Here is a 26110-nt window from a genome sequence, read left to right as displayed (position 1 = left end):
CGTCGTCAGGACACCCCCTGTGCGGCTACGCCGAACGACACCGTGAGCTTGCCCGGTCGTCAGTCTCCGGGGAGAATGTGCTTGCGTGTTCGGTGTAGGCACTGGGGGGTCCTTGTGGGAAAGCGTCTTTGGCCGCGGCCGTTCAACGCCCTCGCTGGGCTGCGATGCGCATGCGCAGGGCATTGAGCTTGATGAAGCCCTCGGCATCCTTCTGGTCGTAGGCCCCGGCATCGTCCTCAAACGTGGCGATATGGGTATCGAAAAGACTGTCGGTGGCGGATTGGCGCCCGGCGATGATGACATTGCCCTTATAGAGCTTGATGCGGACGATTCCGTTCACATGGGTCTGCGAGGCATCGATGAGGGACTGCATCATGCGCCGCTCGGGGCTCCACCAGTAGCCGTTGTAGATGAGGCTGGCATAGCGGGGCATGAGCTCGTCCTTCAGGTGGGCCGCTTCCCGGTCCAGGGTGAGGGATTCGATGGCGCGATGCGCCTTGAGCAGGATGGACCCGCCGGGGGTTTCATAGCAGCCCCGGGACTTCATGCCCACGTAGCGATTTTCCACCAGGTCCAGGCGACCCACGCCATGGGCGCCGCCCAGGCGGTTCAGGTGATCCAGCAGGGTGGCCGGGCTCATGGGTTCGCCATTGATGGCCACCGGGTCGCCCTGCTCGAAGGTGATCTCCACATATTCGGCCTTGTCCGGGGCAGCCTCGGGGGAGACCGACCAGCGCCACATGTCCTCTTCGGCCTCGAACCAGGGGTCTTCCAGTTGATTGCCCTCATAGGAGATGTGCAGCAGGTTGGCGTCCATGGAGTACGGGGACTTCTTGCCACGTTTCATCTCCACGGGGATGCTGTGCTTCTCGGCGTAGGCCAGGAGCTTTTCCCGGGAGGTGAGATCCCACTCCCGCCAGGGGGCGATCACGTGGACGCCGGGCTTGAGGGCGTAGGCGCCCAGCTCGAAGCGCACCTGGTCATTGCCCTTGCCGGTGGCGCCGTGGGACACCGCATCGGCGCCGGTCTCGTTGGCGATTTCCACCAGGCGCTTGGCGATCAGGGGCCGGGCGATGGAGGTGCCAAGCAGATACTCGCCTTCGTACACGGCGTTGGCGCGGAACATGGGGAAGACGAAGTCCCGCACGAATTCCTCACGCAGGTCCTCGATATAGATCTCCTTCACACCCAGGGCCTGGGCCTTGGTGCGGGCGGGCTCCACTTCCTCGCCCTGGCCGATATCGGCGGTGAAGGTCACCACCTCGCAGCCATAGGTATCCTCCAGCCACTTGAGGATGACCGACGTATCAAGCCCGCCGGAATAGGCGAGTACGACCTTGTTCACTTCACTGGCCATGTATGGCAACCCCTGCAACAGACGACGATTGGATCAAACGGCTGAGTATACTAAGGGAGGGCATGCCGTGGCCACGGGCTTGAGGGAGGCAGGCGCTACCGGGTCACCCAGATATCCACCCGCCGATTCAGCGCCCAGGCCGCCTCGTTGGAGTCCGGGTCCAGCGGCCATGTCTCGCCGAAGGCACGGGTTTCGATGCGATCGGCGGCGATGCCTTCCTGGCGCAGCAAACGCTGCACAGCCTGGGCACGGCGCAGGGACAGGCCCTGGTTGTACTGGACGCTGCCCTGCTCGTCCGTGTGGCCACCCAGCACCACCCGTCGATCAGGGTGGTTCATCAGGTGGCGGACCACCTGACCCAGAGAGAATTCATCCTCATCACGCATCTCGCTTTCGTCGAAGTCGAAATGCACCCGCCAGTCTTCCAGGCTGACGAAATCCAGGTACACGCGATCTCCCTGGCAGGCGCGGAAATCGGCCAGCACCTCACGAAAACGAACCGGGGAGAGGACCACTCGCACTGCATCGGCGCCACGTCCGGCATCCGGATGGGTGAGGATGACTTCATGACCGGTTTCCAGGGCGTAGTACACCTCCAGCGCCCGGTCCCGGCGGAGTGTCAGCAGGGTGTCCCCGGCGTGGAGGTGGACGGCTTCCAGGTCCCGGTTGCGCAGATCGTGGCGCCACCGGGGCGGCCTGAGGGCCAGATGACCCACGTCCGGCTCGGGGAGCGAGGTGCGCACTTCCACATTGAACTGAACTGGCTGCCCCGGGCGAGTCAGGAATCGGGCAGTGCCGTAGCGGGGGATGTCCTGGGCCAGCTCGCAAAGGTTGTCGTCGGTGGTCACCGTCCAACGGGCGTCGGCCATGCGGGGGGTGTATTCCACCGCGCCCAGGGTGGCCGGGGCGAGGGTCAGCAGCAGGGCAAGGGTGCGAGGCTTCATGACCTTGATTATCGGCCAGCGGCGGGAAAGATTGAACACTTCTCCAGGCCGAGCACCGTGACCTTGGGTCCGGCACCGTGGGAGCTGGCCTGCCAGCGATGCGCTGCGGCAGCAGCGCCCGGAGGTTTGGGGCCGCCGCTTTCGCGGGCGAGGCCCGCTCCCACAAGGGCCCGCCCCCCCCACAAGGTCTTGCTGGCAGAAGGCCTTGCTTCCGGGAAGGGCCTGGTTCCACAAGGGCTTGCTGCCAGGGAGGCAGGAGAAAGGCTACTTCTTCCTGGGTGGCAGGATATCCGTGATGGAGCCGTGAGCCACCTCGGCTGCGAAGCACACCGTTTCCGACAGGGTGGGATGCGGATGCACCGTCAGGCCCAGATCCTCCACGTCGGCACCCATCTCCAGGGCCAGGGTGGGTTCGGCGATCAACTCGCCGGCGTTGGGACCGACGATGCCGGCGCCGATCACACGATTGTGCTCATCCAGCAGCAGCTTGGTCACCCCGCTCTCGCCGCCCACACTGATGGCACGACCGTTGGCCGCCCAGGGGAACACGCCCTTGGTATATTCGATCCCCTGCTTCTTGGCCTCGGTTTCCGTCAGGCCCATCCAGGCCACCTCCGGGTGGGTGTAGGCCACGCTGGGAATGGCGCGGGCATCGAAGTGGGACTTCTGGCCCGCCGCCACCTCGGCGGCCACCTTGGCCTCGTGGGTGGCCTTGTGGGCCAGCATGGGGCCGCCCACCACGTCACCGATGGCGAAGATATGCGACACATTGGTACGCATCTGCTTGTCCACCTTGATGAAACCGTGTTCGTCCACCTGCAGGCCCGCCGCCTCGGCCTCGATCCCGCCGCCATTGGGCAGGCGCCCCACCGCCACCAGCACCCGGTCGAAGGTGTCCTGCTCCGGGGCCTTGCCCCCTTCGAAGGAGACACGGATACCCTCATCAGTGGCCTCGGCCGCAGTGACCTTGGTGCCGGTGAAGATATTCTCGTAACGCCCCTTGATGCGCTTCTCCAGGGGCTTGACCAGATCCCGGTCAGCCCCGGGCATCAGATCACTGGACAGTTCGCACACCGTGACGGCAGATCCCAGGGCATCGTACACACAGGCCATTTCCAGGCCGATGATGCCCCCACCCACCACCAGCAGGCGCTCGGGGATGTCGCGCAACTCCAGGGCGCCGGTGGAGTCCATCACCCGCTCGTCATCCCAGGGGAAGCTGGGCAGATGCACGGGGCGTGAGCCGACGGCCACGATGGCCTGCTCAAACCCGATCACCTGTTCACCCTCATCACTGGAAACGGCCAGGGTGTTGGGAGAGGTGAAACGGCCCACCCCCTGGACCACGGTGACCTTGCGCTGCTTGGCCAGGTGCTTGAGGCCCATGGTGAGCTTTTTCACCACGCCATCCTTGTAACCCGCCAGTTTCTTCAAATCGATCTCGGGCTTGCCAAACTGGATGCCATGACGCTCGAATTCCTCGGCCTCCTCGATCACCTGGGCGGAATGCAGCAGGGCCTTGGAGGGGATGCAGCCCACGTTCAGGCAGACACCACCGATCACCGGATAACGCTCCACCATGATCACGTCCATGCCCAGGTCGGCAGCCCGGAAGGCGGCGGTGTAGCCGCCGGGACCGGAGCCCAGCACCAGCAACTGGCAGCGCTGGTCCACGTCGCCCGTGTGGCTGGCGGCTTTCGGGGCAGACTTTCCGGACTTCGTGTCCCCGGACTGAGCCTCCGGGGCATCGCTCTTGTCATCCGATGATGACGATCCGGAGGCGTCACCCTGGGTGCCCTCGTCCGCCATCTCCAATTCCAGGATGTCGCCCCCCTTGGAAACCTTGTCACCGGCCTTGAGCAGCACCTTCTTCACCGTGCCCGCATGGGGAGACGGGATGTCCATTGAGGCCTTGTCCGATTCCAGGGTGATCAGGGAGTCCTCCACGTCCACGCTGTCGCCTGGCTGAACCAGGACCTCGATGACCTCCACATCCTTGAATTCGCCGATGTCAGGAACCGGGATCGTAACCACCTTTGCCATGAATCTCTTCCTCGTCTACAGCAGCATCCGCCGCATGTCGGACAGCAGGCCGCTCAGGTAACTGGTGAACCGGGCCCCCAGGGCCCCGTCGATAACGCGGTGATCGTAGGACAACGACAAGGGCAATACCAGCCGGGGGTTGAACGCCTTGCCATCCCACACCGGCTGCATCCTGGCCTTGGAAACCCCCAGGATGGCCACTTCCGGTGCGTTCACAATGGGGGTGAAATGAGTGCCGCCGATGCCGCCCAGGCTGGTGATGGTGAGGCAGCCGCCCTCCATGTCCTTGCTCTTCAGGCGTCGCTTGCGGGCCTTCTCGGAGATCTCGGCCAGCTCCCGGGCCAGCTCCACCAGGCTCTTGCGATCCACGTCGCGGACCACCGGCACCACCAGGCCGTCGGGGGTGTCCACGGCAATACCCAGGTGATAGTACTTCTTCACGATCAGGTTCTCGCCAGCGGCATCCAGCGAGGAATTCACGCGGGGGAACTCCTTCAGGGCCGAGACCACCGCCTTCATCAGGAACACCAGGAAGGTGATCTTCACCCCCTTGTCCTTGTACTCATCCACCAGGGAGCGGCGAAAGCCGTCCAGTTCGGTGATATCCGCCTCGTCGAACTGCGTGACATGGGGGATGGTCACCCAGTTGCGATGCAGGTATTCGCCGGTGAGGCGATTGATCTTGGTGAGGGCCTGGGTTTCCACCTGGCCAAAGCGGGAGAAGTCGATCTCCGGGGCTGGTGGCACACCGAGTCCGCTGGAGGCCCCCTGTGAAAGGGAGCGTTTGACGAAGGCCTGCACGTCCTCCTTGAGGATGCGCCCCTTGCGACCCGAGCCTTCCAGGCGCCCCAGGTCCACGCCCAGTTCACGGGCAAAGCGACGCACGGCGGGCGAGGCATGAGCCTTGCGAAAGCCCTCTTCATTCACCAGACCTGCAGTGGGCGATGGCCGCGGTCCGGTCGAGGCTGCCGATGACCCGCTTGCCTGTTCTGCGCCGCGTTGAGTGTCATCCGACCGGGCCGGTCCAGCCTCCTTCCCGGTCCCCTGGGCCGATTCCTTGTGTTCGTCTTTGCCCGAGGTTGTCGCCGTGTCCTCCTTCGCGGTGGAATCAGCATCTCCATCGCCTGAGGCATTTTCCACCTCCAGGTCCAGGATCGGGGTACCCTCCGACACGCGTTCCCCGGCCTTGAGCTTCACGCCCTTCACAATACCGCCCTGGGGCGAGGGGATGTCCATGGAGGCCTTGTCCGACTCCAGGGTGATGAGGGAGTCCTCCGGTTCCACCCGATCGCCCTCGGACACCAGCACTTCGATGATTTCCACATCCTTGAAGTCCCCGATGTCCGGGACCTTCACTTCAACCACGTTGCCCATCACGCAACTCCTGTCTGAAATTGAGGTTCACCACAGCCGGGGGTATCAGGCGTGCAGGGGATTGACCTTGTCCACGTCGATCTCGTACTTGCGGATCGCCTCCATGACCGTTTCCACCGGCAGCGCCCCCTCATCTGCGAGGGCCTTGAGGGCGGCCACGGCAACGTAGTAACGGTCCACCTCAAAATGGTGTCGCAGCCGCTGGCGCAGGTCGCTGCGACCGAACCCATCGGTGCCCAGCGTGACGTAGCGTCCGGGCACCCAGGCACGGATCTGATCGGCGTAACCCTTCACGTAATCCGTGGAGGCCACCACCGGACCCCGGGCATCCGCCAGACACCGGGATACCCAGGACTCGCGCGGGGATTTTTCGGGGTTGAGCATGTTCCAGCGGTCGGTGGCACGACCCTCCCGGGCCAGCTCGTTGAAGCTGGTGGCGCTCCAGATATCCGACTCCACGCCGAAATCATCCCGCAGCAGGTCGGCCGCGGCGATCACTTCCCGCAGGATGGTGCCCGAACCCATGAGTTGCACCCGGGCCTTGGCTTCCCCTCCCGCCTGCAGTCGATACAGGCCCTTGCGGATGCCTTCCTCGGCGCCCTCGGGCATGGCGGGCTGATGGTAGTTCTCGTTCATGGTGGTGATGTAGTAGAAGACGCTCTCCTGCTCCGAGTACATGCGGCGCATGCCGTCATGCAGGATGACAGCCAGTTCGTAGGCGAACGTGGGATCGTAGCTGATGCAGTTGGGCACGTTGGCAGCCATCATGTGGCTGTGGCCATCCTGGTGCTGCAACCCTTCCCCGGAGAGCGTCGTGCGCCCAGCCGTGCCGCCGATGAGAAAACCCCGGGCCTGCATGTCCCCGGCGGCGTAGATCAGATCCCCCACCCGCTGGAAGCCGAACATGGAGTAGAAGATGTAGAAGGGAATCATGCTCACGCCGTGCACGCTGTAGGCGGTGGCCGCAGCCATCCAGGAGGACAGTGCACCGGCCTCGTTGATCCCTTCTTCCAGGATCTGCCCCTTCTTGGCCTCCTTGTAGAACATGACCTCGTCCTTGTCCTGGGGCTCGTAGAGCTGACCCACGGAGGAATAGATGCCCAACTGCCGGAACAGCCCTTCCATGCCGAAGGTACGCGCCTCATCGGGCACGATGGGCACCACATGATGGCCCACCTTCTTGTCGCGGGTGAGCTGGGTGAGCATGCGCACTAGGGCCATGGTGGTGGAGAGCTCCCGGTCACCGGAATCCTCCAGCGAGCCAGCAAACAGGGAAAGATCCGGGATCTCCAGCGGCGCCACGATGGATTTGCGCACCGGCAGGTAGCCCCCCAGCGACTCACGCCGCTGGCGCATGTATTTCATCTCCGGCGCGTCCTCCTCGGGCTTGAGGTAGCGCAGATTTTCCACGTCGTCGTCGGTTGCCGGGATGCTGAAGCGATCCCGGAAGGCACGGATCTCGTCGATGCCCATCTTCTTCTGTTGGTGGGCCCGCATCTGCCCCTCGCCCGCCGAACCCATGCCGTAACCCTTCACCGTCTGCGCCAGGATCACGGTGGGCTGTCCGGTGTGGTTCACCGCCGCCTCGTAAGCGGCGTACACCTTGAAGGGGTCATGACCGCCGCGGTTGAGGCGCCAGATATCCGGATCGGACATGTTGGCCACCATGGCCTTGAGCTCGGGATACTTGCCAAAGAAGTGCTCGCGCACGTAAGCACCGTCCTTGGCCTTGTAGTTCTGATAGTCGCCGTCCACGGCCTCCATCATGCGATCCTTGAGCAGGCCCTTGGTGTCCTTGGCCAGCAGCGGGTCCCAGTAGCTGCCCCACAGCACCTTGATCACGTTCCAGCCGGCGCCACGGAACATCGCCTCCAGCTCCTGGACAATCTTGCCGTTGCCGCGCACCGGGCCATCCAGGCGCTGCAGGTTGCAGTTGACCACGAAGATGAGGTTGTCCAGCTTTTCCCGGGCCGCCAGGCTGATGGCGCCGAGGGATTCCGGCTCGTCGGTCTCGCCATCCCCCAGGAAGGACCACACCTTGCGATCCCGGCTGCTGGCCAGGCCCCGGTCGTTCATGTACTTCATGAAGCGGGCCTGCATGATGCTGGTGATGGGCCCCAGACCCATGCTCACCGTGGGGAACTGCCAGTAATCCGGCATCAACCACGGGTGGGGATAGGAGGGCAATCCATTCCCCGGGACTTCCTGACGGAAACCATCCAGCTGTTGTTCACTCAACCGCCCTTCCAGGAAGGATCGGGCATAGACACCGGGGGCGGAGTGCCCCTGGATGAAGACCAGGTCGCCGCCATGCTCGTGGCTGGGGGCGCGCCAGAAATGATTGAAGCCCACGTCGTACAAGGTGGCCGCCGAGGCGAAGCTGGCGATATGCCCGCCCAGCTCCGAACTGATACGATTGGCCTTCACCACCATGAGCAGGGCGTTCCAGCGGATGTAAGAGCGGATGCGGTGTTCCAGCTCCGCGTCGCCGGGGTATTCCGGCTCCAGGTGCGGGGGGATGGTATTGACGTAGGCGGTATTGGCGGAATAAGGCAGGAAGGTACCGGAACGCCGCGCCTGATCCACCAGCTTTTCCAGCAGGTAGTGAGCGCGTTCCGGGCCATCGGCCTGGATGACGGCTTCAAGGGCGTCCAGCCATTCCTGCGTTTCCTGCGCGTCCAGATCCTGCGGCATTGTCTGCGCGTTCATCAATCATTCTCCATCCGTTAGGCCCGGCTTTGGACACTCGTCATCGCCCCACACGAGTGGGTGGTTCATCACAAGCGCGGGAGGTGGTTTTGAAACACTGTTGTTATCGTTTTAATGAGGCTGGGCTGTACCGCCTTGGCCATTATGTTCGAACTTTTGACGCAACAGGTCAAGAAACCGGGCAAGGCTGAAAATGCTTCACTGCAACACGCCAAGTCCCGATTTAATCTAGGAAAATCACACAATGGCAACAATCGAAGAACTGCGTATCCGGCGCCCTGATGACTGGCATTTGCATGTAAGGGACGGTGACGTTCTGGGTGATGCAGTGCCGCATTCGGCGCGACAGTTCGCACGGGCGGTGATCATGCCGAATCTCAAACCGCCGGTGGTGAGTGTGGAGCAGGCCCTGCAATATCGTGAGCGCATTCTTGATGCCTTGCCGCAGGGTTCGAACTTCAATCCATTGATGACAATCTATCTCACCGACAGCACCTCCCCCAAGGAGATTCGCAAGGCGGTGGACAGTGGCCTGATCGTGGGTGTGAAGCTTTATCCGGCCGGGGCCACCACCCATTCCGATGCGGGGGTGACGGACATTCGCAATACCTACCCCACCCTGCAGGCCATGCAGGATCTGGGGCTACCACTGCTGGTGCACGGGGAGGCCACGGCCCCCTCGGTGGACATCTTCGACCGTGAGCAGGTGTTCATCGACAACACCCTGATCCCGCTGGTGGAGCAGTTCCCGGGCCTCAAGATCGTGCTGGAGCACATCACCACGGCCCAGGCGGTGGAGTTCGTGCGTGAGGCACCGGAGCGGGTGGGCGCCACCGTCACGCCCCAGCACATCCTCATGAACCGCAATGCGCTGTTCCAGGGCGGCATGCGTCCCCATCACTTCTGTCTGCCCGTACTCAAGCGGGAAACCCACCGAGTGGCCATCATGGAGGCCCTGGCAGAGGGGCATCCCCGTTTCTTCCTGGGCACCGACAGTGCGCCGCACCCCCAGGGGGCCAAGGAAAGCGCCTGCGGCTGTGCCGGCATCTTCAGTGCCCCGGCGGCCATCGAGTTCTATGCCGAGGCCTTCGAGCAGGCCGGCGCACTGGACAAGCTGGAAGCCTTTGCCAGCCTGAACGGCCCGGCCTTTTACGGTCTGCCGGTCAACGAGGACTTCATCACCCTCAGGCGCGAACCTCTGTCCCTGCCCGAGGCCTATCCCTTCGGCAAGGAGCGCGTGGTGCCCCTGCGGGCAGGTGGTCAGTTGAGCTGGCGACTGGTGGACTGAGGTAAAGCCCCCAGCCCCTCGAGAACTGATACCCTATGCCCATGACCGAAGATGCTGACTTTCGCCCCATGGGCAACCGCTTCCGTGGCTTTCTACCCGTGGTGGTGGACGTGGAAACCGGGGGCTTCAACCCGCAAACCGACGCGCTGCTGCAGATCGCTGCCGTCATCCTGCGCATGGATGCGCAGGGCTACATCCGTCGCCACCGCACCCTGTCCCATCATGTGCAACCCTTTGAAGGGGCACACATGGACCCCAAGTCCCTGGAGGTCACCGGCATCAACCCCTGGCACCCCCTGCGGATCGCCACGCCGGAGGACGAGGCACTGCGGGAGGTCTTTCGCGAGGTGCGCCAGGAGGTCAAGCTCAATCACTGTACCCGGGCCATCCTGGTGGGACATAACGCCGGCTTCGACCTGGCCTTCGTGAATGCCACGGCCGAACGCACCAAGCTCAAGCGCAACCCCTTCCATCCCTTCAGCAACCTGGACACGGTCACCCTCTCGGCCATGGCCTATGGTCAGACCGTCCTGGCCCGGGCCGCGCAGCAGGCAGGCCTTTCCTGGGACAACGCCGAGGCCCATTCGGCCACCTACGATGCCGAAAAGACCGCCGACATCTTTTGTGATGTGATGAACCGCTGGAACGGCCATGTGACACCGTTGGTGACGGAAAACGTGGACAAGGCCTGATGGCTTGCTTATAAGAGGGAGACGTAAGTCACACTTTTTTCAGTAGGTGATCGTCTCCAATGACCTCGTCCACACCGCCTGCGTTATCGATCCTCATCGTCGATGACATGCAATACAGCCGGACGGTATTGAAGAACACCCTTGAACGGGTGGGCTACGATGACGTCAGGTTGGCCGCCTCGGCCCCCGAGGCTCTGTCGCTGCTGGTGGAGCGGCGAGCGGACGTGGTGCTGGCAGACTGGGTGATGCCGGATATGAACGGTCTGGAGTTGACGGCGGCCATCCGCACGCGGGACGAGGAGGAAGAGCGCTACACGGCCATCATCCTGTTCACCGCCAAGGAGGGGGATGAGGCCATGCTGGAGGCCTTCCATCAGGGTGTGGACGACTATCTCACCAAGCCGATCCACAACATGCAGCTCGCCGCCCGCGTGTTCGCGGCGGGGCGCATGGCGACGCTGCAGAATCGCTTGCTGGAGACGTCTGCGGCCCTGAAGGCCGCCAATCAGCACATGGAAAACCTCTCCACTACCGATCCCATCACCGGCCTCGCCAATCAACGTGCCCTGAACCAGAGACTGGAGGTGTTGGTGCTGGAAACCCAGGCACGCGGGGGCGGTCTGTGCCTGGCGCTGGTGGACCTGGATCATGTGGATCAGGTGTCCCAGCACCTGGGCCACGACCTTGGGGATGAGGTATTGCTGGGGTTTGCCAAACGCCTGCGACTATCAGTACGCCCCACCGACCTGGTGGCACGGATCGGCGGTGAGGAATTCGCCCTGCTCCTGCATGTGCACTCTCCCCAGCAGTTCAACCGGGAACTGCTGGGACGCGTTCTGCAAAGTCTTTCCCAGGATGGCATCACCACGTCGGAGGGCAAGGTGCCCATCCGTGTGTCCATCGGCGCCCATTTCCACGACTACCAGCAGCCGCTAATGACCATCCGCGAACTCATGAAAAAGGCTGGCAGCAATCTGGAAGCGGCCCGCGCGGCCGGGGGTAATGAGGTGGTGGTCAGCTAAGCAGGCCTTACTCCCCCGCTGCTTCCGCCACCATGGTTTGCAACTCGCCCGACTCGAACATCTCCAGGGTGATGTCACACCCACCGATGAGTTCGCCTTTTACGTAGATCTGCGGGAAGGTGGGCCAGTTGGCAAAGCTGGGGAGACTCTGCATGATTTCCTGGTCGGCCAGCACGTTCACGTAGGCAAAGGGCTTGCCACATTCCTTGAGGGCCGATACCGCCCGATTGGAAAAACCGCACATGGGAAACTGCGGCGTGCCCTTCATGTAAATGACAACAGGATTTTCTTCCACCTGCTGACGGATGCGGTCAAGAGCGTCCACTGGCATCACCTCGTGTTGTCTTGTGTTGATGAGGGGGCGGGCCGGGCCGTTGTCACTGCGACCTGACCATACCTGATTAATTCCGTATGGTACCATGGAACAGAGGCTCGCACCCCCTGCGGAAGTTGGTCTCCCCAAAAGCGGTGGGCACACACTCCGGCCGCTGCTGCCGCAGCGCCCTGACCATGCTGATGTGCCCACCGCCTTCGCGGGCAAGGCCCGCTCCCACAGGGAGATCAGCCCCCACACGGTTCAGGAAACGCCCTGGCGCTGCAGCCAGAACTCCAGCAGGGCCAGATGCCACAGCTTGCTGCCCTGGATGCGGGTGAGGTGCTTCTCCGGCTCGGCCAGCAAGCGCTGCACGTAATCACGCTGATACAGCCCCCGCTCCCGACAGGCCTGGGAATCCAGGATGTCACGCATGAAGTCCAGGAACGGGCCGCGCACGTATTTCAGCGCCGGCAGCGGGAAGTACCCCTTGGGGCGGTCGATCACCGAATCCGGCAGCAGCCCGCGGGAGATGTGCTTGAGCACTCCCTTGCCGCCCTCGGCCAGCTTGAGTTCCGGTGGCATGCGTGCGGCCAGTTCAACCAGTTCGTGATCCAGGAACGGCACCCGGGCCTCCAGGCCCCAGGCCATGGTCATGTTGTCCACCCGTTTCACCGGGTCATCCACCACCAGGGTGGTCACATCCAGGCGCAGCACCGCGTCCAGCAGGGTGTCGGCCCCCGGTTCGTTCAGGGCCGCCTCGATGAGGGCACGGGTGTGATCCTCGCTCACCAGCTCCGGGGCCAGCATCTGCAGGAACTCGTCGTGATCCCGGTCGAAGTAATGCCGTGCGAAACGCTCCACCCGTGAGCCTTCCGTTTCCGCCACCATGCGCGGGTACCAGAAATAGCCAGCGAAGACCTCATCCGCCCCCTGCCCCGATTGAACCACCTTCACATGCTGGGACACCTGTTCGGAGAGCAGGTAAAAGGCCACGGCATCCTGGCCCACCATGGGCTCGGCCATTTGATCCACGGCCTCGGGCAGGCGCTGAAGCACCTGGTCGTTGGGTACGTGAAAGCGATGGTGCACCGTGGCGTAGCGTTCGGCCACCGGATCGGAAAACTCGAACTCGCTGCCCTTCTCCTCGGGTTGATCCTCAAAACCCACGGTAAAGGTCTGCAGGTTGCGCACGCCGGACTCGGCCAGCAGGGCCACCAGCAGGCTGGAATCCAGCCCACCGGAGAGCAGCACGCCTACCGGCACATCCGCCACCTCCAGCCGTTTTTTCACAGCCTGGCGCAGGCTGTCATGAATGGCCTGGGTCCAATCCTCGGGCGACAGTGGGGTATCGGGCCGCACGGCCTCCAGGGTCCAGTAACGCTGCTCCCGGACACGGCCATCATGCTCCAGCGTGAGGGTGTGGCCGGGCCGCAGCTTGCGCACGCCCTTGAACAGGGTGCGCGGCGCCGGCACCACCGCATGCAGGGTGAAGTGATGATGCAGGGCCACCGGGTCGAAGCCGGTGTCCACATCGCCGGCCGCCAGCAGGGCCTGAATATTGGATGCAAAGCGCAGGCGCTGATCGGTGAGGCTGTAATACAGGGGCTTGATGCCCATCCGGTCGCGGCCCAGGAACAGGCGCTGTTCACGCAGATCCCAGACGGCAAAGGCGAACATGCCATGGAAACGCTTGACGCAGTCTTCCCCCCAGGCATGGTAGGCCTTGAGGATCACCTCGGTATCCCCGGTGGAGAAAAAGCGATACCGGCCGGCCAGTTCCGCGCGCAGTTCCCGGAAGTTGTAGAGGGTGCCGTTGAAGACCACCGCCAGACCCAGCTCCGGGTCCACCATGGGCTGATTGGAGCGCTCCGACAGATCCAGGATGGACAGGCGTCGATGCCCGAAGGCCAGGGGGCCGTCGGAGTAACTCCCCTCGTGATCCGGCCCGCGCCGCTCCAGACGATCCAGCATGCGCCGGATGGAGGCCAGGTCGGGCCGCGTGCCCTTGAAATGCAGTTCGCCGCAGATGCCGCACATGAAGCGTGATTCCTTGTTTGATTCCAGGCTGAGCTCAGGGAGTCATTATTTCAGGCACCGCCCGCGTCGTCACCTCAGGGGCCCGGTTGCGTCCGCCCTGCCCCCCAAGGGCAAACACGATAGACTCAAGGGAATGGGAGGAAACCGATGAATCAGGCAGAGATCATTCAGCGACTGCAAGACCGGGTGCCGGGGCTCATGGGCATTTATGCCTTCGGCAGCCGCATTCACGGAACGGCCGGGCCCGAGAGTGACCTGGACCTGGCGGTTCTGGTGGCGGGATATGCCGATGTGCTGCTGCTCTGGGAGGTATCCGGCGAACTGGCAGATGTGGCGGGCTGCCCGGTGGACCTGGTGGACCTGCGGGCTGCCTCCACGGTGATGCAATATCAGATCATCACCCGCGGGGAGCGTTGGTGGGCCCTGGATACCCGCACCACACTCTACGAGGCCGCCATACTCAGCGAAAAGACCGAGCTCGACATGGCCCGCGCGGGCCTGCTGGAGGACATCGGCAAGCGGGGGCAAGTCCATGGCGGATGATGTCCTGATCAACAAGGCGGCCACCATCGAGCGCTGCGTGGCCCGGGCTCGAGAGGAATATGCAGCCAATCCCGAGGGGTTCCCCCAGGACTACACGCGCCAGGATGCAGCGATCCTCAATATCCAGCGTGCCTGCGAAGCAGCACTGGACATGGGCCAGCACCTGATCCGGCGCGAACGTCTTGGGGTACCCCAAAGCGCCCGGGACGTATTCACGCTGCTGCATCGCGGCGGCTGGATCGGCCCGGACCTGGCGGATGTCATGAGACGCATGGTGGGTTTTCGAAATATTGCCGTGCACGATTACCAGAGCCTGCAACTACCCATCACCATCAGCATCATCAAGCACCATCTGGATGATTTTCTGGCCTACTCCGGGCAAATCCTGAAACGCGATGCCAGGCGCCCCCAGGGTGACCAGGCCTGAGTCGTACGGTGCCTGGACACAAAAGACCCACCTATGAACTCAGGCTTTCCCGGATGGTCTCAAACGGGACAATCCGTGGAGGCCCCGTCATGATCCGATTCCTGTCCGTCTGCCTGCTGATCCCCTTGCTTGCGTCCCCGGCTTTTGCGGTGCAGGAACCGCCCGGCCATACAGATCTTTTCGATCACGACATGCGGCGCCTGCATTCCAGTGAGGTGGTGAACCTGAGGGAGCGATTCGCCGGCCAGCCGCTGCTGATCGTCAACACCGCAAGTCATTGCGGCTTTACCGGTCAGTTCTCGGGCCTTGAAGCGATCCATGAGAAATACGCCGACCGGGGGCTCAAGGTGATGGGATTTCCCTCCAACGACTTCAATCAGGAGGCCAGCGACGAGGCAGAGACGGCCCGGGTGTGCTTTCGCAACTTCGGGGTGAGCTTCGACATGTTCGCGCCCATTGGAGTCCGGGGAGATGACGCCCATCCCATCTTCCAGGAACTGGCGCGACAGAGCCGTGCGCCCCGCTGGAACTTCTACAAGTATCTGGTGGACCGGAACGGCCAGGTGGTCGCCGCCTATTCCAGCATGGTCTCGCCGGACTCGCAGCGTTTCCAGCGTGCCATTGAGGCGTTGCTGGGAGAGTGAATGTGCATTGATAAAAGCCATTGATCGGTTCTGGTCATATCACCATAATCTCCGAATATAACTAAATAAAGATTCGGGGAGATGGAGGGTGAGACACGCGGCGAGGTTCATGCCCGCGTCACCCGCTGATGGGCCGGCAACAGCCCAATGGTGGGTGCTGGGCACAGCACTATTATTGACCATATGGCTGGTGAGCGGCCCTCTGGCGGCCTCCACAGCCGATCACACCAAATTCAAGGAATTGGAAGGGCCGTTCGCGACGGGGCAGGAGGTCACCGAAGCCTGTCTGGGCTGCCACACCGAGGCGGCGGCCCAACTCATGCAGTCCCCGCACTGGACCTGGGAATACCAGGATCCGGTCAAGGGCAAGCCGCTGGGCAAGAAGACGATGCTCAACGCCTTCTGCATCGGCCATCAATCCAACGAAGCCTTTTGCGCAGCCTGCCATGCCGGCTATGGCTGGGAGGACGATCAGTTCGACTTCACGGCGGAGCGCAACGTTGACTGCCTCGTTTGCCATTCCGCAGAAGAGTACGTCAAACCCTTCGGTCTGGCCGGTCACCCGGCCTACGAACGCACGGAATATCCACCCGATTCGGGCAAGTTTTACGAACCCACGGACCTGGTGGCGGCTGCCCGAAGCGTGGGGGTCAGCAGTCGGGAGGCTTGCGGCAGCTGCCACTTTTATGGAGGGGGCGGCGATGGCGTGAAACACGGCGACCTGGATTCCTCCCTGGTCGACCCCGGTCGGGAACTGGACGTGCACATGGCCAGCGACGGGCTGAACTTCAGTTGCGCCCAGTGCCATGAAACCCGTGACCACAAGGTACCTGGCAGTCGCTTGTCCATGACCGCCAGTGACGCCCAGGGGCCCATCATGCGAGGCCGCAAGGACGATCGGAATCCAGCCTCATGCCAGGCCTGCCATGGGGAACGACCCCACAGCGGCGACCTTCTGCACGCCGAGCGCCTGAACAATCACGCCCACATCCTCGCCTGCCAGACCTGCCATATCCCGACCTATGCGCGTGGCGGTGTTCCCACGAGGATGGCCTGGGACTGGTCCGAGGCCACGCGGATGGATGGGGACGGCAAGCCCTTCATGCTGAGGAACGAACAGGGCCACCTGGTCTACGACAGCCGCAAGGGCAGCTTCGTCCCCAAGGAAAACGTGGTTCCTGAATACCTGTGGTTTGATGGCAGCGTGGACTACATCCAGCCCGACGCCCCGGTGGAACCGGGGCAGGTTTTCCACGTCAACCGTTTCCGCGGCACTCCCGGTGCCGAGGAGGCTCGCATCTGGCCCGTGAAAAAATTCAGCGGCCGCCAACCCTATGACACGGAACACCGCCAGCTGACAGTCATGCAGGTGGCCATCCCCAATGACACTTCCCTTTGGTTCAATTTCGACTTCACCAAGGCCATCGAAGCCGGCATGGCTGCCACGGGGCGTCCCTTCAGCGGCGAATTCGATTTTGTTGACACTCGCATGACCTGGCCCATTACCCACATGGTGGCTCCCGCCGAAGACGCCCTGGCCTGTGCAGACTGCCACCGGCCGGGCGGGCGTCTGGATGATGTCCCCGGCATCTGGCTACCGGGCCGAGACAGTCATCCCTGGGTGGATGGGATCGGATTCGGCTTGGCGGGTCTGATGCTGTTGGGGGTTGCCGCCCATAGTGGTACCCGTCTGGTCAGCCGCATGCGCAAGAGAGGCGCTCCCCATGAGTAAGCGAATCTACCTGTTCACCCGTTTTGAGCGTTTTTGGCACTGGTCTCAGGCAGCCCTGATCCTCACGCTGCTGTTTTCGGGGCTGGCCATCCACGGTACCCACAGCCTTCTGGATTTTCAGACAGCGGTGGAAGTTCACGAAATCGCCGCCTGGCTGCTGATCGGGCTATGGATCTTCGCCATCTTCTGGCACTTCACCACCGGACAATGGAAGCACTACATCCCGACGCTGCGCAATATTGACCGGATGGTGCGCTATTACGCCTACGGTATCTTCATCGGCGCCAACCATCCCTACCACATCACGGTGGAACGCAAGCACAACCCCCTGCAGCGCCTTGCCTATCTGGGGGTCAAGCTGTTGATCAATCCCCTGATCTGGATCTCCGGACTGATCTATCTTTTCTGGGGCAGCTTGAAGGGCTTCATGCCGGAGTTCATTGGGTTGCAGCAGGTGGCTGTGGCGCACACTCTGGGGGCCTTTCTCATGCTGGCCTTCGTGATCGTACATGTCTACCTGACCACGACGGGCCACACCCCGCTGGAAAAGATCAAGGTCATGATCACCGGCTGGGAGAAGGAACACGAAAGCGCCAAGTAGGCCCCGGTCCGTGGACCGCGGGGTTGTGGCATGGGTATCCTGACGGCAGTGATGGACGGCTCGAGATTATCATGAGTTCATTGCCAAAACGCATTTTCGGCAGCATCATTCAGGGCTGTCGTTAACGTGAAACTATTCCAATAGCGCCGGCCATCTTTTAGACTGAGTCCAGACTTTCAATGTCGCGCTCAGCGCGGCCAGCAAGGAGACGATGCATGAACCACGAACTGCCTCCCCTGCCTTACGACAAAAAGGCCCTGGAACCACACATCTCCGCCGAGACGCTGGAGTATCACCACGACAAGCACCACGCCACCTATGTGACGAACCTCAACAAGCTGATCGCGGGGACCGAATTCGAGAACCTGTCGCTGGAGGACATCATCAAGAAGGCCCCGGCCGGCGGCGTGTTCAACAATGCGGCGCAGGTGTGGAACCACACCTTCTACTTCAACTGCCTGAGCCCCAACGGCGGCGGTGAACCCACGGGCGCCCTGGCGGACGCCATCAACCAGGCCTTTGGTTCGTTCGCCGAGTTCAAGGAAAAGTTCGCCGCCTCGGGTGCCGGCAACTTTGGTTCCGGCTGGACCTGGCTGGTGAAGAACCCCAGCGGTCAGGTGGAGATCGTCAACACCAGCAATGCCCAGACCCCGCTCACCGACGGCAGCATGACGCCCCTGCTGACCATGGATGTGTGGGAGCATGCCTACTACATCGACTACCGGAATGCGCGCCCCAAGTACATTGAGAACTTCTTCAATGTGGTGAACTGGGAGTTTGTGGCGAAAAACTTTGGGTGAAGGGGCTCGCTCCCCTCACCCCAACCCCTCTCCCCTGGGGGGAGAGGGGCTACAGGCTCCATCGGTGACTTTGCGTGCAGGCGTGGGGCATCGTATGATTCCGGGCAGGAACAGGGAACCGTCGATCGTTCCGTGACGATCATCCGGCGCACGGAGCGCGATTCATGCCGGCAGCCATGGGCTGCCTTTTTTCGTTTTATGGAGGGAATTCACCCGATGTCAGACGCCCTGGTGCAAAACTACAAGCGCCAACCGGTGGCCTTTGAGCGCGGTGAAGGTGCCTGGCTGTGGGACAGCCAGGGCCGCCGTTATCTGGACGCACTCTCGGGCATCGCCGTGTGCGGCCTGGGCCATGCACACCCGGCAGTGGCCGAAGCGCTGTGTGAGCAGGCGCGCACCCTGGTGCATACCTCCAACCTGTATGAAATCCCCCTGCAGACCCGTCTGGCCGAGCGACTCACCCGGGCCGCGGGGATGCAGCAGGCTTTTTTCTGCAACTCCGGGGCCGAGGCCAACGAAGCAGCACTCAAGCTGGCGCGTCTGCACGGGCATCGCAAGGGCGTGGAACGCCCCACCGTCATCGTCATGGAAGGCAGCTTCCATGGCCGCACCCTGGCCACCCTCACCGCCACCGGCAACGCCGCCATCCAGAAGGGCTTCGCCCCCCTGGTGGAAGGATTTGTGCGCGTCCCTCACGGTGACCTGGAAGCGGTCCGGGCCCTGAGCGAGCATCCCGATGTAGTGGCCATACTGGTGGAACCCATTACCGGCGAGGGCGGCATCCGCATCCCGCCGGCGGGCTATCTCAAGGGCCTGCGGGCACTCTGCGACCAGGCCGGCTGGCTGCTCATGCTGGACGAGATTCAGGCGGGTATCGGCCGCACGGGGCAACTGTTCGCCTACCAGCACGAAGATGTGACGCCGGACGTGCTCAGCCTGGCCAAGGGTCTGGGCAATGGCGTGCCCATCGGCGCCACCCTGGTGGCCGGCCCGGCCACGGGTCTGTTCACACCCGGCACCCACGGCACCACCTTTGGCGGCAATCCGCTGGTTTGCGCCGCCGCGCTGGCGGTGCTCGACACCCTGGAACAGCAGGATCTTCCCAACCACGCGCGGCGCATGGGTGAGTATCTGACCGAGGGTTTCGCCAGGCGCCTGGACGGGCACCCTGCCGTTCGCCAGATCCGTGGCAAGGGCCTGATGATCGGCATCGAACTGGACCGTCCCTGCGCCGAACTGGTGGGCCAGGCCCTGGAGGCCGGCCTGCTGATCAACGTCACCGCAGAACGCGTGATCCGCCTGCTGCCCCCCTTGATCATTGACCAGGCCCAGGCCGACGAAATCATCGACACCGTCGCCACCCTGGTGGAACGCTTCGCGGCCCAGGCCGCCTGAGGAGTACCCATGGCTGTTCGTCATTTCCTGTCCCTGCTGGACCTGTCCACCGAGGAGCTGCGTCACCTGATCCAGCGCGCCATGCAGATGAAGGTGCAGCAGCGCGAGGGCATCCCCCACGCCTCCCTGGCCGGCAAGACCCTGGCCATGATCTTCGAGAAATCCTCCACCCGCACCCGGGTATCCTTCGAGGTGGGCATGCAGCAACTGGGCGGCCATGCCCTGTTCCTGTCCCCCAAGGACACCCAACTGGGTCGCGGCGAACCCATAGAGGACTCGGCCCGGGTGCTGTCGCGCATGGTGGATGCGGTGATGATCCGCACCTATGAGCATGAGAAGGTGGAACGTTTTGCCGCCTACTCCCGGGTGCCGGTGATCAACGGCCTCACCGATCTTGAGCATCCCTGCCAGTTGCTGGCGGACATGCAGACCTGGTTCGAGCTGCGCGGCGATATCGCCGGTCGTACGGTGGTCTGGGTGGGGGATGGCAACAACATGTGCCACAGTTACATCCATGCCGCCGAACGCCTGGGGTTTGAATTGCGCATCACCTGCCCCGAGGGTTACGACCCGGACCCGCTGATCCTGGCCTCGGGTGGACGGTCGGTGCACATGGTGCGCGACCCCATGGAGGCAGCCGAAGGAGCGCATCTCATCGTCACCGACGTATGGGCCAGCATGGGTCAGGAGCAGGAACAATCGGCGCGCCGTCGGGCCTTCGGGGATTACGTGGTCACCAGCGAACTCATGGCCCGTGCCGCCCCGGATGCCCTGTTCATGCACTGCCTGCCGGCACACCGGGAAGAAGAGGTGAGCACCGAGGTACTGGAAGGACCGCAGAGCGTGGTCTGGGACGAGGCCGAAAACCGCCTGCATGCCCAGAAGGCCCTGCTGGAGTTCCTGCTGGCCTGGGACACCCAGAGACTGCCTGAGTCCTGAGCCTGCGAGGTTGCCCGCAACCCTGTCATGGAATGTTCACATTTGTAAGCTAGGGTGCCGGCAACCAGAACCACCGGACCTCGCCCCTGTGGGAGCGGGCCTGCCCGCGAATGGGAGCCGGGATATTCACCGGAGTTCTTCCCGGCATGGGCTTCGCGGCCAAGGGCCGCTCCCGCGGGGGGCGGAATAAGGCGCCTGGACAACACAGGCGCTTGGCGGAACAAGGCCAATTGACAGGACAAGTCTACCGGGCAGAACAGGGGCGGGTGCCAGGGGCTGCCTCCTGCCGGGCAACAGCTGGGGATGATAAGCGTGAACGATATAGACCTGACCAACCCGGAGCTTTATCTCAACCGTGAGCTGAGCCTGCTGGGCTTCAATCAGCGGGTGCTGGAGCTGGCCAAGCAGGAGAACATGCCCCTGCTGGAGCGGCTGCGCTATCTGTGCATCTCGTCCACCAACCTGGATGAGTTCTTCGAGATCCGGGTGGCCGGGCTCAAGCAGCAACTCGCCCTGGGGGTGAGCAATCCGGGCGCCGACGGCTTGAGCGCTGGCGAACAGCTCGCCCGGGTCGGTCAGTGCGCCCACGATCTGGTGGACGACCAGTACAGCACCCTCAATGACATCCTCATCCCCGCCCTGGCCGAGGCCAACATCCGCTTCGTGCGCCGCACCCAGTGGACGTCAGACCAGGCCGCGTGGGTCAAGGAATTCTTCAACATGGAACTGTTGCCGGTGCTCTCCCCGCTGGGGCTGGACCCGGCACATCCCTTCCCGCGCATCCTCAACAAGAGCCTGAACTTCATTGTCACCCTGGAGGGCAAGGATGCCTTCGGTCGCGAGAGCCGCATGGCCGTGGTACAGGCGCCGCGCTCCCTGCCCCGCCTGGCCCGCCTGCCCCGGGAACTGGCCAAGGGCGACCACGACTTTGTATTCCTGTCCTCCATCCTGCATGCCCATGTGGGCGAGCTGTTCCAGGGCATGAAGGTGACCGGCTGTTACCAGTTTCGCCTCACCCGCAACTCGGATCTGTTCGTCCATGAGGAGGAGATCGACGACCTGCTCATGGCCCTGGAAGGGGAACTGCCCCAGCGCAATTATGGCGAGGCCGTGCGTCTGGAGGTGGCCGACAACTGCCCCGATAAGGTGGCCGACTTCCTGCTGCGCCAGTTCAAGCTGGGCCGGGAGGACCTGTATCAGGTGAACGGTCTGGTGAATCTGAACCGGCTCATGGCCGTGCATGAACTGGTGGACCGCCCGGATCTGAAATTCCCCCCGTTCGTGCCCGCCCTGCCCCCGTCGCTCACCTCTGCCTCGGACATCTTCCACACCATCCGCCGCGGCGATGTGCTGCTGCACCATCCCTATCAGTCCTTCGTGCCGGTGGTGGAGTTCATCCGCCAGGCCGCCCGTGACCCCAACGTGCTGGCCATCAAGCAGACCTTGTACCGCACCGGTGTGCGTTCCCAACTGGTGGATATCCTGGTGGAGGCGGCCCAGGCAGGCAAGGAAGTGACCGTGGTGATCGAACTGCGGGCCCGCTTTGATGAAGAGGCCAATATCCAGCTGGCCAACCGCCTGCAGGACGCGGGAGCCCACGTCACCTATGGGGTGGTGGGTTACAAGACCCACGCCAAGCTGCTGATGGTGGTGCGCCGGGAGAAGAGCCAGATCAAGCGTTACGTGCATCTGGGCACCGGCAACTACCACGCCGGCACCGCCAGGGCCTATACCGACCTGGGTCTGCTGACCGCCGACAAGGTGGTGGGCGAGGACGTGCACAAGATCTTCCAGCAACTCACGGGCCTGGGCAAGGTATCCAAGCTGCGCAAGCTCCTGCAATCACCCTTTACCCTGCATTCGGGCATGATCGAGCGCATCGACCGTGAGATCGAGCATGCCAAGGCCAACCGTGGCGGACGCATCATCGCCCGCATGAACTCCCTGATCGAGCCACGTCTGGTGCAGGCCCTGTATCGGGCCTCCCAGGGGGGTGTGAAGATCGATCTGGTGGTCCGGGGCATCTGCTCCCTGCGCCCCGGGGTCCCTGGCGTCTCCGAGAACATCCAGGTGCGCTCGGTGATGGGTCGTTTCCTGGAGCACTCCCGGGTGTTCTACTTCAAGAACGGCGATACCCCGGAGGTGTTCCTCTCCAGCGCGGACTGGATGCAACGCAACTTCTTCCGCCGGGTGGAGACCGCCTTCCCGGTGGATCATCCGGATCTTCGTGAGCGGGTGCTGAACGAGTCCCTGCTGGCCTATGTGGCCGATAACACCCAGACCTGGGTGCTGCAGAGTGACGGCACCTACCAGCGCCTGAAACCCACCGGCAACCAGAAGCCCCGGTCGGCACAACAGGAACTGCTGGAACTGCTCACCGGGCCCTGACGGAGGTCCGCTTCCAGGCGCGGCCCTTCCTTACTCGAACTTGAGCTTGAACTGCGCATTGCGCAGGTGTTCAGCCTCACGTTCCAGATCTGCCCGCGTCAGAGGATGCGCCTCCAGCCAGCCTTCTGCCAGGCGCAGCTTGAGACTCCGATCCTTGACCCTGATCTCCTGGATGGGCACTTCAATATCGGTACGGGCCCGGTGCAGCAGTACCGCCATACGCAACAGGATCGCCAATCGCTGCAGCACGCGGCGTTCCCGAGCAGGCAGGGCCTCAAAGGGCTTGGTGGGAAACTTGCGGCGATGGGCACGCACCAGCAAGGCCATGCGCTGCTGCCCCTGCAGGGTGAAGCCGGCCAGATCCGCGTTCTCCACCAGATACGCACCGTGCTTGTGGTACTGGCTATGGGAGATGCTCAGGCCCACCTCATGCAGCCGGGCCGCCCAGGCCAGGCTCTCGGCATCGTCCTGATCCAGCTCCCACTCCTCGCCCACGCGTTCCACCAGTTGCAGGCTGGTGTGCTCCACCCGCAGGGCGTGGGCCTCGTCCACCTGAAAACGCTTCATCAGACCATTGATGGTGCGGCTGCGCACATCCTCGTGGCCGTTGCGGCCCAGCAGGTCATAGACCAGCCCTTCCCGCAGGGCCCCGTCGGACACCCGCATGTGCTCGATCTGAAGGGCCTCGAAAATGGATACGAGCACCACCACCCCGCCCGGCAGTACCGGGCGTCGATCCTCGCTCAGGCCCTTGAGGTCGACACGATCCACATGCCCCGCTTTCAACAACGCCTCACGCAGCTTGCGTAACCCATCCATGGAAATCCCGTTCTCGCACCAACCCTGCTCACGCAGGATCCTGGCGACTGCCAGGAGGGTTCCAGAGGCGCCCAGGGAGTCCTGCCAGCCCACCCGCTTGTAATGGCCCTCAATGGGCTGCAACTCCAGCCGGGCCGCGATCTCGGCGGCGCGCCAGGCGGTGGTCTTGATCTCCCCGTTGGGGAAGTACCAGCGCCCCATGCTCACGCAGCCCATGTGCAGGCTCTCCATGTGAATGGGTTCGAAGCGCTCGCCGATGATGAGTTCGGTACTGCCCCCGCCGATATCCACCACCAGGCGACGTCCACCATCATCCGCCAGGGAATGGGCCACACCCAGGTAGATCAGGCGGGCCTCCTCACGTCCGCCGATGATCTCGATGGGATGCCCCAGGGCCTCGCGGGCGCGCTCCTGAAAGTCGCCCGCATCCCGGGCCTTGCGCAGGGTGTTGGTCCCCACTGCGCGCACGCTGCCCAGGGGCAATTCCCGCACCCGCTGGCCGAAGCGCTCCAGGCAGGCCAGGCCCCGCTCCATGGCCTCATCGCTGATATTGCCCCGATGATCCAGACCGCTGGCCAGGCGTACGGTCTCGCGCAGGCGGTCCAGCACGTGGACCTGGCCATCACGCACGCGTGCCACGATCATGTGAAAGCTGTTGGATCCCAGATCCACGGCGGCGATGGTGTCGAAAGGCTGGCGACGTCGAAACATGGCGGAATCCCTGTGGCGGACGGCTTCAGATCAGGCGCAGGTGCCGCTGGGTGAGCAGCCAGTGCAGGATGGCACGACCCGCCTGTGGCGGGCCATCAAAATGCAGGTAACAGGCGCCTCCCTTCTTCATTCGCACCAGGGAAACGGGTCGCCCGGCCACCAGCCAGCCCACCAGGCAGGACAGATGGGGCTCGTGCCCCACCAGGGTGAGGGTGCGCCCTGCCCGCTTGCGCTGGAGCGCGTCATCCAGGCTGCCGGGATGGGCCTCGGGCACCAGGGATTGATGGATCTCCAGCGGGCCGGTGGTGGGCAGGTATTCGGCGAGGATGTTCGCGGTCTGGCGGGCCCGCGTGTAGGGGCTGCTCAACAGGGTGGTCGGCCCCTTGAGCAACCTGGCCAGACCCTGGGCGGCCCGATGCATGCGTTCCACGCCCTGTTCGGTGAGCGGGCGCAAATCATCGGGTTGGCCGGTGCGGGCGAACTCCACCGCATCACCGGCCTGTGCGTGGCGCACGAGAATGAGTCCGAAGGTCTGTTCCATGGTGCTTGGCGTCTCCCCCCGATGGTGGCCATTCACACGGTCCCGCATCCCTCAGTATGCCTTCGCCTTGTTGCAATGAGATGAAGGCCCCGATCAGGCATCCTTGCCCGGGTAGAAATCCAGATCCTCCAGCCGCCCGAGCACGGCGGTGGCGATGTTGGCCAGGTGACCGGCCACGCGCTTGTAATGACGGGCCAGCAGGGAATAGGCCACGGCCTCATGGAACTCGATCTGGCCCTCGTCGCGGAATAGTTCCCGGATGATCTCATCGCAACGGCGGCGCATCTCGGCGGCCTGCATCAGGGCCTTGCCGGCATGGCCTTCGTCCGAGTTGCGGGTGGCCTCGATGACCGCGGAGAACATGACCAGCATCTGCTCGGCCATCTCGTCCAGGGGCTTCTGGTATTTCTCCACATGGAAGCCCTCGGTATAGAGACAGCCCACCTCGAACACGCTCTTGCAGTAGTCACCAATGCGCTCGGCGTCCTTGGCCACGCTCATCAGGGCCAGGCAGATGGCCACGTCGTAGCCCGGATTCACCGTCAGGTGCCGCAACACCTTGCGACGGATGGAGCGCTCCAGGGCGTTGATGGCCTGGTCCCGCTCATAGAGGCTGTCGCCCACCTGATCGGAGGGCGTGCGGCCATGCAGCACATCATTGGCCTGCTCGAACATCCAGCAGCCATGCTCCAGCATGTCCGTGAGGTTTTCAAAGGCCCGGTTGACCGTGTTTTCGGAGACCAGGGCGGTGTAGAGCTGTCGAAACATCGAATGAGAACCTCAACAGG

General features: G+C 63.3%; 21 protein-coding genes and 2 pseudogenes. 12 read left to right on the top strand and 11 right to left on the bottom strand.

Going from position 1 to position 26110, the window contains the following annotated elements; all coding sequences use genetic code 11:
• Positions 1-142: 142 nt before the first annotated feature.
• From ECTHA_RS0111370 to aceE, 6 genes and pseudogenes are all read right to left on the bottom strand, one after another.
• Positions 143-1357 (bottom strand): argininosuccinate synthase, encoded by a 1215-nt coding sequence (locus ECTHA_RS0111370; RefSeq protein WP_025282327.1) that lies wholly within the window; start codon positions 1355-1357, stop codon positions 143-145.
• Positions 1358-1452: 95 nt separating this feature from the next.
• Positions 1453-2301, bottom strand: coding sequence for an OmpA family protein (locus ECTHA_RS0111365; protein WP_029762575.1), 849 nt, complete (start codon positions 2299-2301; stop codon positions 1453-1455).
• A gap of 264 nt (positions 2302-2565) precedes the next feature.
• Positions 2566-4011: pseudogene (lpdA, locus tag ECTHA_RS0111360) on the bottom strand (dihydrolipoyl dehydrogenase); the annotation flags it as partial.
• Positions 4012-4103: 92 nt separating this feature from the next.
• Positions 4104-4344: pseudogene (locus tag ECTHA_RS20705) on the bottom strand (biotin/lipoyl-containing protein); the annotation flags it as partial.
• A 15-nt stretch (positions 4345-4359) separates the two neighbouring features.
• Positions 4360-5718: a dihydrolipoyllysine-residue acetyltransferase gene (locus ECTHA_RS0111355; protein ID WP_025282330.1), complete on the bottom strand. Its 1359-nt coding sequence runs from the start codon at positions 5716-5718 to the stop codon at positions 4360-4362.
• A gap of 45 nt (positions 5719-5763) precedes the next feature.
• Entirely contained in the window at positions 5764-8427 is a 2664-nt protein-coding gene (gene aceE / locus ECTHA_RS0111350; RefSeq protein WP_025282331.1) for a pyruvate dehydrogenase (acetyl-transferring), homodimeric type, read from the bottom strand.
• Positions 8428-8671: 244 nt separating this feature from the next.
• Between aceE and pyrC the strand changes: the two genes are divergently transcribed.
• The 3 genes from pyrC to ECTHA_RS0111335 are packed head-to-tail and all read left to right on the top strand — an operon-like array spanning position 8672 to position 11429.
• Positions 8672-9715 carry a dihydroorotase gene (gene pyrC, locus ECTHA_RS0111345; protein WP_025282332.1) on the top strand — a complete coding sequence of 348 codons (1044 nt, stop codon included), beginning with the start codon at positions 8672-8674 and terminating at the stop codon, positions 9713-9715.
• Between the two features lie 41 nt (positions 9716-9756).
• Entirely contained in the window at positions 9757-10407 is a 651-nt protein-coding gene (gene rnt / locus ECTHA_RS0111340) for a ribonuclease T (RefSeq protein WP_025282333.1), read from the top strand.
• A 59-nt stretch (positions 10408-10466) separates the two neighbouring features.
• A complete protein-coding gene (locus tag ECTHA_RS0111335; RefSeq protein WP_029762576.1) occupies positions 10467-11429 on the top strand; it encodes a diguanylate cyclase in 963 nt (320 codons plus the stop codon).
• Between the two features lie 7 nt (positions 11430-11436).
• Here the strand turns inward: ECTHA_RS0111335 and grxD are convergent, their stop codons facing one another.
• Entirely contained in the window at positions 11437-11754 is a 318-nt protein-coding gene (grxD, locus tag ECTHA_RS0111330) for a Grx4 family monothiol glutaredoxin (protein ID WP_025282335.1), read from the bottom strand.
• A 252-nt stretch (positions 11755-12006) separates the two neighbouring features.
• Positions 12007-13782, bottom strand: coding sequence for an N-acetylglutaminylglutamine amidotransferase (locus tag ECTHA_RS0111325; protein WP_026623742.1), 1776 nt, complete (start codon positions 13780-13782; stop codon positions 12007-12009).
• Positions 13783-13929: 147 nt separating this feature from the next.
• On the opposite strand from ECTHA_RS0111325, the gene mntA reads away from it, so the two are divergent.
• The 9 genes from mntA (at position 13930) to ppk1 (ending at position 23251) form a co-directional block, all read left to right on the top strand.
• Positions 13930-14325 (top strand): type VII toxin-antitoxin system MntA family adenylyltransferase antitoxin, encoded by a 396-nt coding sequence (mntA, locus tag ECTHA_RS0111320; RefSeq protein WP_025282336.1) that lies wholly within the window; start codon positions 13930-13932, stop codon positions 14323-14325.
• Positions 14315-14752, top strand: coding sequence for a type VII toxin-antitoxin system HepT family RNase toxin (hepT, locus tag ECTHA_RS0111315; protein WP_025282337.1), 438 nt, complete (start codon positions 14315-14317; stop codon positions 14750-14752). Before mntA ends, hepT begins: the two co-directional genes overlap by 11 nt.
• An 89-nt stretch (positions 14753-14841) precedes the next feature.
• Positions 14842-15396, top strand: coding sequence for a glutathione peroxidase (locus ECTHA_RS0111310; protein WP_025282338.1), 555 nt, complete (start codon positions 14842-14844; stop codon positions 15394-15396).
• A 109-nt stretch (positions 15397-15505) separates the two neighbouring features.
• Positions 15506-17128: a tetrathionate reductase family octaheme c-type cytochrome gene (locus tag ECTHA_RS18075; RefSeq protein WP_051582643.1), complete on the top strand. Its 1623-nt coding sequence runs from the start codon at positions 15506-15508 to the stop codon at positions 17126-17128.
• Positions 17121-17729 carry a cytochrome b/b6 domain-containing protein gene (locus ECTHA_RS0111300; RefSeq protein ID WP_025282340.1) on the top strand — a complete coding sequence of 203 codons (609 nt, stop codon included), beginning with the start codon at positions 17121-17123 and terminating at the stop codon, positions 17727-17729. The genes ECTHA_RS18075 and ECTHA_RS0111300 overlap by 8 nt, the downstream gene beginning before the upstream one ends.
• Positions 17730-17944: 215 nt before the next feature.
• On the top strand, positions 17945-18529 hold the full coding sequence (locus ECTHA_RS0111295) for a superoxide dismutase (protein ID WP_025282341.1): 585 nt from the start codon (positions 17945-17947) through the stop codon (positions 18527-18529).
• 216 nt (positions 18530-18745) lie between these two features.
• Positions 18746-19924 carry an acetylornithine transaminase gene (locus ECTHA_RS0111290; RefSeq protein WP_025282342.1) on the top strand — a complete coding sequence of 393 codons (1179 nt, stop codon included), beginning with the start codon at positions 18746-18748 and terminating at the stop codon, positions 19922-19924.
• A 9-nt stretch (positions 19925-19933) separates the two neighbouring features.
• Complete coding sequence (argF, locus tag ECTHA_RS0111285; protein WP_025282343.1) at positions 19934-20863, top strand: ornithine carbamoyltransferase; 930 nt, start codon at positions 19934-19936, stop codon at positions 20861-20863.
• A 312-nt stretch (positions 20864-21175) separates the two neighbouring features.
• Complete coding sequence (gene ppk1, locus ECTHA_RS0111280) at positions 21176-23251, top strand: polyphosphate kinase 1 (RefSeq protein WP_025282344.1); 2076 nt, start codon at positions 21176-21178, stop codon at positions 23249-23251.
• A gap of 30 nt (positions 23252-23281) precedes the next feature.
• Here the strand turns inward: ppk1 and ppx are convergent, their stop codons facing one another.
• From ppx to ECTHA_RS0111265, 3 genes are all read right to left on the bottom strand, one after another.
• Entirely contained in the window at positions 23282-24781 is a 1500-nt protein-coding gene (gene ppx, locus ECTHA_RS0111275) for an exopolyphosphatase (RefSeq protein WP_025282345.1), read from the bottom strand.
• 25 nt (positions 24782-24806) lie between these two features.
• Positions 24807-25322, bottom strand: a complete 516-nt coding sequence (locus ECTHA_RS0111270; RefSeq protein ID WP_026623741.1) for a SixA phosphatase family protein — start codon at positions 25320-25322, stop codon at positions 24807-24809.
• 93 nt (positions 25323-25415) lie between these two features.
• Positions 25416-26090, bottom strand: coding sequence for a phosphate signaling complex PhoU family protein (locus ECTHA_RS0111265; protein WP_025282347.1), 675 nt, complete (start codon positions 26088-26090; stop codon positions 25416-25418).
• Positions 26091-26110: the final 20 nt, after the last annotated feature.

This window comes from Ectothiorhodospira haloalkaliphila ATCC 51935 (genome assembly GCF_000633935.1).
Taxonomy (GTDB): Bacteria; Pseudomonadota; Gammaproteobacteria; order Ectothiorhodospirales; family Ectothiorhodospiraceae; genus Ectothiorhodospira; species Ectothiorhodospira haloalkaliphila.
This window is presented reverse-complemented; position numbering and strand designations above follow the sequence as displayed.